Source organism: Sinomicrobium oceani, assembly GCF_900119185.1.
Taxonomy (GTDB): domain Bacteria; phylum Bacteroidota; class Bacteroidia; order Flavobacteriales; family Flavobacteriaceae; genus Sinomicrobium; species Sinomicrobium oceani.
In genome coordinates this window covers 1-13,930 of sequence record NZ_FPJE01000025.1, presented here as the reverse complement: position 1 = coordinate 13,930, position 13,930 = coordinate 1, and the positions used below count along the sequence as shown (strand labels likewise).

Here is a 13,930-nt window from a genome sequence, read left to right as displayed (position 1 = left end):
CCGCAAAACGGGGATACCGAGGTCAGTATACACACCGATATTTCCTGGAACACCAGAGCTGAGGCCGAAGGGTACTATGTTTCCATAGGGACCACGTCCGGGGGGATGGATTTTGTGAGCCGTCAGCAGGTGTCCGGGAATGTGTTTACACTCCCTCGACCTCTCGAAGAACACACCACCTACTATGTTTCGGTTATTCCCTATAACGGGGAGGGAGAAGCCGAAGGATGTACGGAGATCAGTTTTACCACCGAGACATTGCTTACCGCACCACCGTGTACCACCATAAACATGCCGCAAAACGGGGATACCGAGGTCGGTATCCACACCGATATTTCCTGGAACACCAGAGCTGAGGCCGAAGGGTACTATGTTTCCATAGGCACCACATCCGGGGGGATGGATTTTGTGGGCCGTCAGCAGGTGTCCGGGAATGTGTTTACACTCCCTCGACCTCTCGAAGAACACACCACCTACTATGTTTCCGTTATTCCTTATAACGAGCAGGGAGAAGCCGAAGGATGTACGGAGATCAGCTTCCGGACACAAGGGGGAGCTTATATCGGCAAAACCCAATACGGTTTTTCACCCAACGGGGACGGTATCCGAGATTTCTGGGAAATCGAAGGCTTTGAGAACTATCCCGAAAACTCCGTATCGGTTTTTAACCGATGGGGAGACCTCGTATTCCAGGTAGAGGGCTATGACAACCGATCGAGGGTCTTTACCGGAGAAGCCAACAAGCTTACCGGGCTCGGAGGAGGTCGTTTACCTTCGGGGACTTATTTTTTCCGTATTCATACCGGGCACGGAAACAGCAGCAGGGAAGTCAAAGGATTTTTAGTTTTAAAACGCTGAGATGAGGAATATAAAAACACATCACTATCTGTATCTGTTTGCAATCCTGATCTCTAAGATTGCCATGGCCCAGCAGACCCCTTCATTTCCGGAGTATAATTACAATCCCATGCTTATAAATCCGGCTTATACGGGAATGACTTCCGGACCGGAAATCACGCTGAGCCATAACGGTTATGTGGGGAGTATACCGGGTAGCTCCCAAACCTCGGCTTTCAGTTTTCACACTCCTGCGGCTCAGGCCAAAATGGGCCTTGGAGCAGCTGTTTATCACGATAAAATCGGTGTCACTACAAATACAAATGTCTTTTTGTCCTATTCCTACAAGATATTTTTCGACCTCAAGAACGACCGTCCGAGCTGGGAGATCTACGATCAGCACGTATTGTCTTTTGGTATTACGGCCGGGGTACGCCAGTTCCGGGAAAACCTGCTAGAGCTCGGTATTCCCGATGACCCGGTATTTTCTGAAAACATCCGCGCTGATATCCCGTCCGTAGGTGTGGGCTTTTTGTACCATCGCGCCGATTTTTATATAGGTATTTCCGCACCCAATATCCTGGGCGACAGGCTGGCTTCGAGAGACGATCTCCAGCTGTCCAACCCCGTATACGGATATGTCGGTTATCGTTTTTTTGCCGACCGGTTCGATGAAGTCATTGTCAAGCCCAACCTTCTGATAAAAAATGAAAGCGGCGCCCCGCTACAGGCCGATATCAATATTTCGACAAGCTTCCGGAACAAATTTGAGATCGGCGCAGGGTACCGTAGCAGTGTCTCGATAAACTTCATGGCAGGAATATATCTTTTCCGTCATTTCCGGCTCCTTTATCACTACAATACGGGGCGGCGAAATTCCGTATCGGGCAACAGCCACGGTGTCGTCATTACCTATGCATTCGGGAACTATTCCTATTAAATAACCAACTTCCGGAATGCAAACATTTTATCGTATTTTCAGCTTCGGACGGCCACACTACGGGCTGTCGCCATCTTGCCCCCGGTTTTTTTAATAAGAAAATTCTTCTTTTCGGATAACCCGGGAAGTTTAGGTTACGAAAAATACCTTTCGGGACCGCATTACCGGGTTCGCAACATTCTTTTGTATTTCTACCTGTTATTCAACAAGATCCGTACTTCCACCCTGTTCAAATCCACAACGTATACACGCTGAAAATGTAAGAAATTCAAAAAGTGGCCCTTCAAAATACGGTTTACGAAAATCTAACATTATTTAACGGGTTGCCCCTTGTTTCGAATCATAAGTTTCTGTAAGTTTGGCCCCGATATGAAATTAATATTCCGAGTTTTTATATCGCTAAGCGTGTTTCTTCTGAGTGGTTTTAATCCGCTCCACGCTCATATTGACCAGGATGATGCGCTCTGCGCAACCTCGGTTTCGGACCTTGACAGCTATGAGTTTGCCGGGTTCGACCTGGTTCAGGACCATCCCGATTTTGTCGTACGCTCTGCTTCCATAGATCTTGAAAAAAGAGGTCACGAGACCGAAGAAAGAAACATCGAAGAAGAGTACAACGAACTCATTTCGTTAAAAAAATACAAAGACGGTGCTCATACGAGCCTTACCGTACTCTTTTATGCCCTTATTTTCGGCAACTTCCTCTATGCCGCTCAAAAACGTTTGTGCGTTCCGAAACGCTTTTACAGCTTTTTGGCCTTAACTCCTTTGTATATCCGTTTCCGGGTATTCCGAATTTGATTCATCTTTTTCTGCGGTGTTGTCGTTTTCCGGCATAACAACCGCATGCTACTTTCGCATTTTTTGGTAAGGAAAAACAGTTTCCTGTAAACTTCTGTTGTATTTAGAGTTTTCAGTGAGGACTTCCTTTTCCGCTACCATCTTATATATCATACTACTATAAATCATCTACAAAACCGTATCACTAAAAATTAAAGTTGTGATGAAGAAAATTCTCATGATCACAGGCCTTTGTGCCTTGCTGTGCCATACCGGCTGCAGTTCCAAAAAAGAAAAAAAGGAAGAGGCAACGAAATTCCTGGTCTCCAGTCCTATCAAAAAGGACACCCTTATCGTTAAAGACTATGTGGCCCAGGTACACTCCATACAGCATATCGAACTTCGCGCCCAGGAGCGGGGATACCTCCAGAACATTTATGTAGACGAGGGCCAGTCTGTAAAAAAAGGGCAATTACTGTTCCGTATCATGCCCAATCTGTACGAAGCCGAATTGCAAAAGGCACAGGCCGAAGCCGAATTTGCAGATATCGAGTACCAGAACACCAAAAAGCTGGCAGACAGCAATGTGGTGGCCCCTAACGAACTGGCTATGGCCAAGGCCCGTCTCGACAAAGCCAGGGCCGAAGCCCAGCTCTATAAAGTGCACCTGCAATTTACCGAGATCAGGGCGCCGTTTGACGGTATCATAGACCGTTTCCGCGTACGGCAGGGAAGTTATCTCGAAGAAGGAGAACTTCTCACCAGCCTGTCCGATAACAGTAAAATGTGGGTCTATTACAATGTTCCGGAAGCAGAATATCTCGATTATATGTCCAAAAACAGGGACGATAACCCGGCAAAGGTCAACCTGCTGATGGCCAATAACAAAATCTTCGAAAATCCGGGTGTGGTGGAAACCATTGAGGCAGATTTCGACAATGCCACAGGTAACATTCCGTTCCGTGCCACTTTCCCCAATCCCAAAGGACTTTTACGCTACGGTGAAACAGGAAGTATCCTTATGGACATTGCTTATAAAGATGCCCTTATCATCCCGCAGAAAGCCACCTTTGAGATCCTCAGCAAAAAGTTTGTTTTTGTCATCGACAAGGACGATCACGTACGGCAGAGGGAAATCACGGTAAAGGCAGAATTACCCAACCTGTTCATCATAGATAAAGGTTTGTCCGTAAACGATAAAATATTACTCGAAGGTATCCGGATGGTCAGGGATGGCGAAAAAATAGCTTATGAGGTCGAAGAGCCGCAAAAGGTTATAGCCAACCTGGACATGTACGCAGAGTAATTCAAACCTAAAAAGAGCTCAAAATGTTTGCTAAATTCATAAAGAGACCGGTACTGGCCATTGTCATATCGGTAATCATAGTTTTTGTCGGTTTGCTGGCGATCAGGCAATTGCCCATTTCCCAGTTTCCGCAGATCGCCCCTACTACGGTCAATATTTTTATTGCCTATCCCGGGGCCAGTGCGGACGTACTGGTAAAATCGACACTCATCCCCCTGGAAACCTCGATAAACGGTGTACAGGGCATGCGATATATCGCTTCGGATGCCACCAGTGCGGGAGAAGGAACCCTTCGTATTATTTTCGAACCGGGTACCGATCCCAACCAGGCTGTGGTCCGCGTCAAGACGCGGGTAGACCAGGTAATGCCCCTGCTCCCGGAACTCGTACAGCGGGAGGGGGTTATCATCACTCCCGTACAGCCCAGTATGCTTATGTATGTCAACCTGTTCAGTAAAGAGAAAAACAACGACGAAAAGTTTCTTTACAACTATGCATACACCAAGATCATTCCAGAAATTCAGCGGATCAACGGTATAGCCAGTGCACAGATACTCGGAAGCCGGAAATACGCGATGCGTGTCTGGCTCAAACCCGATCGTATGCGTGCCTACAAAGTGTCTGCCGAAGAGGTGCTGGAAGCCATGAACGAGCAGAGTATCATTGCCCGGCCCGGGCGACTCGGCAGAAGCTCCGGAAAAAAGACACAATCGCTCGAATACGTATTGGTATACCAGGGCCGGTATAACGAGCCCGAAGATTACAAAAACATCATTATCCGGGCCAAAGAAGACGGTGAAATCCTTAAACTACAGGATATCGCCGATGTGGAACTCGGCAGTGAGTTTTTCGATATTTATTCCAACCTGGATGGCAACCCCTCGGCTTCCATCGTACTGAAACAGACCTTCGGAAGTAACGGTAACGATGTTATCAAGGCCGTTAAAGGCAAACTCAAAGAACTGGAAGAAGACTTTCCTCCCGGGATCGATTACCAGATCGGGTATGACGTATCCAACTTCCTCGACGCATCCATAGAACAGGTATTGCACACCCTTCGGGATGCCTTTATACTGGTAGCCATTGTAGTATTCCTCTTTTTGGGAGACTGGCGTTCCACGATCATCCCCATCATTGCGGTACCGGTCTCGTTGATAGGTACTTTCTTTATCATGCAGCTTTTCGGGTTGTCCATCAACCTGATCACGCTTTTTGCCCTCGTACTGGCTATCGGTATTGTGGTGGATGACGCCATCGTGGTGGTCGAAGGGGTCCATGAGAAAATGCACCAGGAAAACCTTTCGCCTTACAAGGCATCTTATGCGGTACTCGGAGAAATCGGAGGCGCCATTCTTGCCATTACGCTCGTTATGGTTTCGGTATTTATTCCTATTTCTTTTATGACAGGCCCTGTCGGGGTCTTTTACCGCCAGTTCTCGATCACTATGGCCGGTGCCATCATCCTATCGGCTATCGTAGCGCTTACCCTGACCCCGGTACTATGTGCCATGCTGCTGAAAAACAATCACGGTAAAGCAAAACGCAAATCGCCCGTAGACAAGTTTATAGACTGGTTCAACCGGAAGTTCGACAGGCTTACCGGCAGGTATGTACGGGTGCTGAAACTTATCGTAAACCGCAGGGTTGTGACGTTCGGAATACTCATCGCCTTCTGTGTGGGGATCTTCCTCACCAACAAAGTCCTTCCCGCCGGGTTTATCCCCAACGAAGACCAGGGGATGATCTATGCCATTATCCAGACTCCCCCCGGGGCTACTCTGGAACGGACCAACGAGGTGGCCAGGAAACTACAGAAAATCTGTGAAGAAACCGAAGGCGTTGAGTCTGTTTCCTCGCTGGCAGGTTACGAGATTATGACCGAAGGACGGGGTTCCAACGCAGGTACCTGTCTCATTAACCTGAAACCATGGTCGGAACGTCACCACAGCGTGCATGAGATCATGGAAGAACTGGAGGAAGAGACCAAAGACCTCGGGGCGATCATAGAATACTTCGAACCACCGGCCGTGCCCGGATTCGGTTCTTCCGGAGGTTTCTCCATGCGTTTGCTGGACAAGACCAACAGTACCGATTTCCAGGAATTCGAAAAAGTGAATGACAACTTTATGGACGCCCTGAGAAAACGTAAGGAAATCACCGGTTTGTTTACCTTCTTTGCAGCCAACTACCCGCAATACGAGTTGAAGATCAACAACAAGGCGGCCATGCAAAAAGGCGTTTCCATCGGGAAGGCCATGGAAAACCTCAATATCCTTATCGGTAGTACTTACGAACAGGGATTCATTAAATACGGGCGGTTCTTCAAGGTGTATACCCAGGCCGCACCGGAATACAGGAGAATGCCGTCCGACCTCGAAAAACTATACGTCAAGAACGAAGAGGGTGAAATGGTACCCTACTCGGCTTTCATGACCATGGAAAAAAGGCTCGGCCCTAACGAGATCACCAGGTATAATCTGTACAATTCTGCTGCAATACGGGGACTTCCGGCTGCCGGGTACACTTCCGGCGATGCTATTAATGCCATCAAAGAAGTTGCCGCAGAGACCCTGCCAAGGGGATACGACATCGCCTGGGAAGGCCTTTCTTATGACGAGGCTTCACGCGGAAGCGAATCGATATACATCTTTGCCATCGTACTTGTTTTTGTCTACCTCGTACTCGCTGCACAATACGAAAGCCTTATGTTGCCGCTGGCTGTTATCCTCTCTTTACCTATCGGTATTTTCGGATCGTTCCTTTTACTGAAGATCATGGGACTGGCCAACGACGTATATGCACAGATCGGGGTGATCATGCTTGTAGGGCTGTTAGGTAAGAACGCCGTGCTTATCGTAGAATTTGCCGTACAGCGGCGAAGGCAGGGCGCTACTATTGTAGAAGCGGCTATCGAAGGAGCCCGGGTACGGTTCAGGCCTATCCTGATGACCTCTTTTGCCTTCATCGCCGGACTTATCCCACTGGTCATCGCCACGGGTGCCGGGGCCATAGGGAACAAAACCATAGGGGGTTCGGCCATGGGAGGAATGCTTCTCGGTACCATCCTCGGTATCCTCGTTATCCCGGGATTGTATTATGCCTTTGCTAAAATGTCGGACGGAAAACAGCTGATCAAAGATGAAGATACAGAACCTGTTTCCGAAGAGTTTATGCGGGTGAGTGAGGGCGAAAGCAAACTACAGGCCAGAATCCGTAAGATGAATAAGCTTTTGACAAAACTAATGAAAAGATCAGACGATGAACAGTAAAACTATAGTCAACAATCCCGGAAAAAAGCTGCCTTTTACCGGACGTAAAGGTCAGAAAAACGGCCCGGAACCGGTAACGGGGCGCTTGTCCCGTCTGGTTAGCAAAACATCCCTGGCCGGGATCCTTGTGCTGATTACCCTGTACTCCTGTGCTCCCACGCTCGAGACGGTTCAGGAAGATACAACCGTTCCGGAACAGTATGCCGGCGAACCGAAAGACAGTCTCAACACAGCCCGGATAAACTGGAAAGAGTACTTTACCGATCCGTACCTGGACACCCTGATCAGTGAAGCCCTGGAGAACAACCAGGAACTGAACATTACGCTCCAGGAACTGGAAATTGCCCGTAACGAGATCAGGGCGCGTAAAGGGGAATACCTCCCCTTTATCGGACTTCGCGGGGGTGCTGCCGTAGATAAAAAGGCCCGGTACACCAGCCAGGGTGCCAGTGAAGCTACTACCGATATCAAACCCGGAAAAGAAATGCCCGAGCCCCTGCAGGACTATCTTGTAGGTGCCTACGCTTCCTGGGAAATAGATATCTGGGGAAAACTTCACAACGCCAAAAAAGCTGCTGTAAGCCGGTACCTGTCTACCGTAGAGGGTAAAAATTTCGTCATCACCAACCTGATCGCGGAAATTGCAAACTCTTATTACGAACTGCTTGCGCTCGACAACCAGCTTCATATCGTACAACAGAACATCGATATTCAGACCAATGCCCTACGCATTGTAAAACTTCAGAAAGAAGCGGCACGCGTCAACGAACTGGCAGTACGGAAGTTCGAAGCAGAAGTTTATCATACGAAGAGCCTGCAGTTTGATATCCAGCAGAAGATCACCGAAACCGAGAACAGGATCAATTTCCTGGCAGGACGTTATCCGCAACACATCGCGCGCGATTCCGATGCCTTCAGCACGCTCATTCCGGACCAGGTACATTCCGGTTTGCCATCGCAATTACTGGAAAACCGTCCCGATATCAAACAGGCAGAACTCGAACTTGTGGCGGCCAAACTCGATATCAAGACTGCAAAGGCACGCTTCTACCCTTCTCTCGGCATATCTGCCGGGATAGGATACCAGGCCTTTAACCCGAAATACCTGTTGCGTACACCGGAATCCCTGCTCTACAGTGTAGCCGGCGACCTTACGGCACCACTGATCAACAGAAATGAGATCAAGGCCACCTATTACAGCGCCAATGCCAAACAGATACAGGCTGTGTACAACTATGAGCGTACTATACTGAATGCCTATATCGAAGTTGCCAATCAACTGGCCAAGATCGGCAACCTGGAGAAGAGTTACGATCTGAAATCCAAAGAAGTGGATGCCCTGATCCAGTCTATCGATATTTCCAATATCCTCTTCCGGTCGGCCAGAGCAGATTATATGGAAGTACTGCTTACCCAACGGGATGCACTCGAATCGCGTTTTGAACTGGTAGAGACCAAGATGCAGCAGATGAGTGCCATGGTTAATATCTACCGTGCACTTGGAGGAGGCTGGAATTAATTACAAGCGTAAGACGCACTATTTTTTTTAGCTGCGGGGCCGTATGATATTCCATCAACCGGTCCCGAATACCAAAAAGCCTTCGGAACTGCCATCCCGAAGGCTTTTTATTTAAGCGACACCAGCCATATAGCATCATTAAAAACAGGTATCGCTTCAATACCGGACGGTAAAACCGTTTCGCATCATACGATAAAAACACATACGAATCCCGGTGTGGAGTGCGGGGAAGGTATCGGTATTCCGATATCCCTATTTTCCGGAAAAGGTGTATTCCAGAATCTTTCCCGGTTTCCATCGTATTTTCACCCGCTTAATTTGAGTACATTAGCATTATGAAGATCCTGATTATAGAAGACGAGCAAGAATTGACCCAGGTCATGAGGACCTCCCTGGAGAAGGGAAATTATCTTGTAGAGCATGCCGCGGATTACCATACGGCACTCGACAAGATCGTTTCTTATGACTACGACTGTATCCTCCTGGACATCATGCTTCCGGGCGGAAGCGGTCTCGAGCTCCTGTCCGAACTGAAAAAGCTCAGAAAAGAGGAAGCCGTAATCATTATCTCTGCCAAAGATGCCGTAGATGACAAGGTGCTCGGCCTCGAACTCGGCGCGGACGATTACCTGGCCAAACCCTTTCACCTGGCCGAGCTCAATGCCAGGGTCAAATCGGCCATCCGCCGGAAAAACCAGAACGGCGAACAGTATATCGGGTGGCGCAATATCACCATAGACCCGGAGAACAGGGCCGTACGGGTAAACCATACGGAACTGGTGCTCAACCGCAAGGAATTTGACCTGCTCTACTACTTCATCACCAACCCGGAACGGCTCATTACCAAAACGTCCATTGCCGAATATGTCTGGGGCGATCATACAGACCAGGCCGACAGCCTGGACTTTGTGTATTCCCAGATCAAAAACCTGCGTAAAAAACTCAATAAGGCCAAAGCCGAAGTCGATATACAGGCTGTTTACGGTGTGGGCTATAAAATCGTCTGAGACATGCAAAAACGTTCCCTCAAAAATTATACGCTACGGTATCTTGTTATTGCCATACTGGGAATTATCGCCCTGTGGGCCGCATTGTTTTACATGTATATTATCGAAGAGGTCTATGACAATATCGACGACGGTCTCAAAGATACGAGGTTGCGCATTATGCATGAAGCGGAAAGTGATCTGGAAATTCTGCTGACCCGCGAATACGATATCGCAAGATTCCGGGTAACCCCGCTGCCCCCGGGGGATTATTCCCGGAAATCGCACATCTACAACTCTAAAATGTACATGCCTTACGACGATGACGACGAACCGGTAAGGGTATTGCAAAGCATATTTTCGAGTAAGGGACAGGAATATCAACTGGAAATATACACGTCTACGGTAGAGGAAGACGAGTTGCTGGAAGACCTTCTCACTGCTTTAGTCGTATTGTATATTGCCCTGGTCGTGAGTATTATTCTCATCAACCATTTTATCCTGAGGAAAGCGTGGACGCCTTTTTACCGTTTTATGGAACAGTTGCGCCATTATAAGATAGGCGGGCGTAACCGGCTGGACCCCATGCCGGCAACCATCAGGGAATTCGACGAATTATATACGGAGCTGTCGGCAATGATCGAGCGTAACGAAACGGTTTACCTGCAACAGAAACAATTTATAGAAAATGCTTCTCACGAATTGCAAACTCCGCTTGCGATAGCCAGCAATAAACTGGAATTGTTGATGAACAGGCCCGACCTGACGGAAGAAAGCCTGGTACAGATCGATGAAATCAGTCGTACGCTTCAACGTCTCAAACGGCTCAACCGCTCTCTCCTGATGCTTTCGAAAATAGAAAACAGACAGTTTCAGCCTTCTGGAGATATCCTGTTGAACGACCTGATCAAACAGGCCCTTAATGATCTTGAAATGCTGATAACATCCAAAAACACCGAGGTTGCCTTCCGGGAACAAGGAGATTTCATAGCCGAAATAAACCCCGATCTGGCGTCCAGTCTCATCGGCAATCTTCTCAAAAATGCCATTGTTCACAACATCAAAGGGGGAATATTGGATATTTCGGTATCGGAACGTGAAGTGGTTATTTCCAATTCCGGTGAAACGCCCCTGAATAAGGAACAGATTTTTGAACGCTTTTATAAAAACGAACAAAACGAGCGGTCCACCGGCCTTGGTCTTGCTATTGTAAAATCTATTATCCGGCTCTATCCTTTCTTAACCCTTGAGTATGATTATGAAGGCATGCACCGTTTTACACTCCGGAAATTATAAGAAGCCCCGGGGCGTTGTTATATCCGGGTTTTGCGGCATTTCTATTACCAGGAAAAACCATACCTGAGTTTTAAACCGAAACCTACCGCTCTCAGTTTACTGTCGGAACGTGTATTTCCGGAATACAACAGGGTGTTGATATCAAATTCCGAAGGGTTATCGGTCTGGTATGTCAATACGGATGCCGTGGCGGATTTATCTTCCGAAAGGTCGTTAAGTCCGTAATTCAGATATACGCCGAGGTAAAGGGCATTCTTATCGTTAAGCACCTGTTTTATCCCTGTTTCCAGCTTCAGCATATAGGTGTTTTTGAGCTCCAGGTCGCGGGAAGCTACACTTCCTTTACCGAAATTACCGAATCCCATAAATTTCGGAGCCTGTAATTCCGCATCCCATTGGGAGTAATATCCGCTGGTGCTTAGTTTGCTGTAGTCGGCGCTATAGGTAGCATCTACCGAAAAGCCTATCCCTACACCGGCAGCGGCATAAAACCGGGTATTTACCCCCGGGCTGGTGTATTGCAGCATGAGTGGGATCTCTACAAAATATGCCTTTTGCTTTTCCTTATATCCCGAAAATGTATATCGGAATTCGAAAGTATCTCCTTCGATATCCGTAGTCTCATAAGCATCGGAAAATTGTCCGTAGCTTATAGCCGAACTGTAAAACTGTACTTCGGCATGGAGCAATACACTCCAGTTTTCGCTGAAGGCATAGCCATAACCTATTCCAAGGCTTCCCCCGTTCCGGGCGTGATAGGCGCCTCCGCTTCCCGCATCGGTCCGCAGGGACTGGAAAGGTCCGGATATGTATACGGATACTTCATTATGGTTCTGGGCCATACCCCTGGCAGATACCAGGACCATCACCAGCGTTAAAAGTATCGGTGATATGAATGCAACTGTATTTTTCATGACAACGTGTTATGTGCTCTGTTTAAAAGGAGATGCCGCCCATGCCACAAGGCTGTTGACCGGGCATCTCCCTGAAGTTGTATTATTTTACAATGATCTTAAAGGTCTTTGTCCTCTGGTTCGTCTGGCATTGCACCAGGTAAACACCGGGAAGACGTGGTAACGATATTTTCGTTTCCTTATCCTTGCTGCTCATACGCATCACCTCTCTTCCGCTCTGGTTGTAAACCTTTACGGAAAGGCTCGAAAGTTCTGCCTGTGAGAGATCGGCCAAAAGGTGCAGCATTTCCCCGGACAGTACCGGGTTTGGCCATACCTTCATCGTTGCCGAAGCCTCCAGGATCACAGCAGATGCACAGGCAGTAAGTACTTCCCCTTCTTCGGTAGTAACCTGCACACTATACAGCGCATTCGGATCGAGAGAATCGCTGGCATCGTCTCCGGCAGAGTAATACTGTCCCGAACCGATAAACGTACCGTCTTTAAACCATTCGTATTTTACAAACCTGTATCCTCCGTTGGTCTGAGGGTTATTATTGACGATCAGCACATTGTTGAACTTCTGCTCTACAATATCGGCAAAGGCAAAACGACGCTCTACCGTGATCGTGTATTGCTCCGATTGCTGTCCGTCCTGTGATGTTACCGTTACGACCTGTGTATAAATACCTGCACGAGGGGTGTCTATAACAAAGGAACGACCTGGTGTTACCACAGCATTAGGGTCGGAAGTTCTGATATACACCTGATTTTGCGATTCGGTATCCCCGCAATCCACAAGGTAATAAATTTCCGATCCCGGCTTGTCATAAACCGTACCGTTTATTTCCAGGCTGCTGATAGCCGCGTTCGCACTGTATATTGTTAACGTCCTGCTCACCGGTACTGCAGGGAGATAGTTCTCGTTGCCTTCCTGATGTGCAGTAATCGTTATCTCACCAGAGCTCAACAGGGTAACCATTCCCTCTTCGGTAACCGTAGCCGCCGGATCTTCAGAGGTATAGCTATAGGTATAGCTTACCGGCAATCCGGAATCCGACATGGCATCGAGCTGAAAGTCAGGGTCCGTATCTTCCCGGTCTGCAACGGGTGGAAAAGTCAGTTGTTGCGATGCTTTTTCTATGGTCAGTACCGCACTGAGCTCCACGGTTACATAATCAGCCCCGGTAATTACGGCAACAGCGGTCTGTACTCCTGCATCGATACGGGTATTATCGGTATACTGTACCGAAGTACCTTCCGGAAGTGTTCCTTCTATATACAGCGATTTTATCGTTCCGTCATATACAAAAGTACCGTCAGGAAAGGTTATATCACTGATCTCCGCAGGTAAAATGCGACCTACATTACCTTGTATAGCAGTAGTGTTACCAAGTGTATAATTGCCTGCATCCGTACCAGTCAGTGAGATCTCGTCCAGTAACAAGGTTACTTCCTTGTCTTCACCCGCATCTTCCGTATCATAAGTACCCGTACCTGTAGCCAGCGTTATAAACACATTATCACCGTTTACAACATCACCTGAGGCAAAAGCCAAATCAGATGCTTCGATATGCGCAGAAACCGTTCCGTCGTACGTTTTTGTAATCTCTGCTCCGGCTGCAAAACTGATAGTCACTACGCGGTGAGTAATTTCCAAAACACCAGCCGTGTAGCTGATCGTATAGTTATCGGAGGTGTAGCCCGATGCAGTAATCGCATAGGTATCTACATCTTCGCCGGGTTCACGGGTGATATCCAGCGTACCGCCGAGGGCCGCCTCCTCATCACCGTTTACAAAACCAGTATAGCTTACCGTAAAGGCAGGGTCTTCCTCCCCATATACTTTGGTCTTATCCTCTGCTGTTACCATAAGTGCGGCAGGGGTGATCTCCAGGGTACCGGCCGTGTAGCTGATCGTATAGTTACCGGAGGTGTAGCCCGATGCAGTAATCGCATAGGTGTCTACATCCTCGCCGGGTTCACGGGTGATATCCAGCGTACCGCCAAGGGACGTCTCCTCATCACCGTTTACAAAACCAGTATAGCTTACCGTAAAGGCTGGGTCTTCCTCCCCATATACCTTGGTCTTATCCTCTGCCGT

Annotated in this window: 10 protein-coding genes; 8 read left to right on the top strand and 2 right to left on the bottom strand. The window is 48.1% G+C overall.

The genetic code is table 11. From position 1 onward, the window contains the following. The 8 genes from BT112_RS17705 to BT112_RS17665 all read left to right on the top strand — a co-directional run. Nucleotides 1-858, top strand: an 858-nt coding sequence (locus BT112_RS17705; protein ID WP_175545819.1) for a T9SS type B sorting domain-containing protein, incomplete at its 5' end; no start/stop codon positions are given. 1 nt (nucleotide 859) lies between these two features. Continuing rightward, nucleotides 860-1,777, top strand: coding sequence for a PorP/SprF family type IX secretion system membrane protein (locus BT112_RS17700; protein WP_072318802.1), 918 nt, complete (start codon nucleotides 860-862; stop codon nucleotides 1,775-1,777). Between the two features lie 369 nt (nucleotides 1,778-2,146). Next, nucleotides 2,147-2,578 (top strand): hypothetical protein, encoded by a 432-nt coding sequence (locus tag BT112_RS17695; protein ID WP_139276297.1) that lies wholly within the window; start codon nucleotides 2,147-2,149, stop codon nucleotides 2,576-2,578. Between the two features lie 202 nt (nucleotides 2,579-2,780). Next, nucleotides 2,781-3,863 (top strand): efflux RND transporter periplasmic adaptor subunit, encoded by a 1,083-nt coding sequence (locus tag BT112_RS17690; RefSeq protein WP_072318800.1) that lies wholly within the window; start codon nucleotides 2,781-2,783, stop codon nucleotides 3,861-3,863. 23 nt (nucleotides 3,864-3,886) lie between these two features. Continuing rightward, nucleotides 3,887-7,132 carry an efflux RND transporter permease subunit gene (locus BT112_RS17685; protein WP_072318799.1) on the top strand — a complete coding sequence of 1,082 codons (3,246 nt, stop codon included), beginning with the start codon at nucleotides 3,887-3,889 and terminating at the stop codon, nucleotides 7,130-7,132. Then, nucleotides 7,122-8,651, top strand: a complete 1,530-nt coding sequence (locus BT112_RS17680; protein ID WP_083564983.1) for a TolC family protein — start codon at nucleotides 7,122-7,124, stop codon at nucleotides 8,649-8,651. The genes BT112_RS17685 and BT112_RS17680 overlap by 11 nt, the downstream gene beginning before the upstream one ends. A 335-nt stretch (nucleotides 8,652-8,986) precedes the next feature. Next, nucleotides 8,987-9,658: a response regulator transcription factor gene (locus tag BT112_RS17670; protein ID WP_072318797.1), complete on the top strand. Its 672-nt coding sequence runs from the start codon at nucleotides 8,987-8,989 to the stop codon at nucleotides 9,656-9,658. Nucleotides 9,659-9,661: 3 nt separating this feature from the next. Continuing rightward, on the top strand, nucleotides 9,662-10,933 hold the full coding sequence (locus BT112_RS17665; protein WP_072318796.1) for a sensor histidine kinase: 1,272 nt from the start codon (nucleotides 9,662-9,664) through the stop codon (nucleotides 10,931-10,933). Between the two features lie 44 nt (nucleotides 10,934-10,977). Here the strand turns inward: BT112_RS17665 and BT112_RS17660 are convergent, their stop codons facing one another. Both BT112_RS17660 and BT112_RS17655 read right to left on the bottom strand, forming a co-directional pair. Then, entirely contained in the window at nucleotides 10,978-11,847 is an 870-nt protein-coding gene (locus BT112_RS17660) for an outer membrane beta-barrel protein (RefSeq protein ID WP_072318795.1), read from the bottom strand. Nucleotides 11,848-11,929: 82 nt separating this feature from the next. Next, a partial coding sequence (locus BT112_RS17655) for an MBG domain-containing protein (protein WP_139276296.1) occupies nucleotides 11,930-13,930 on the bottom strand: 2,001 nt, incomplete at its 5' end.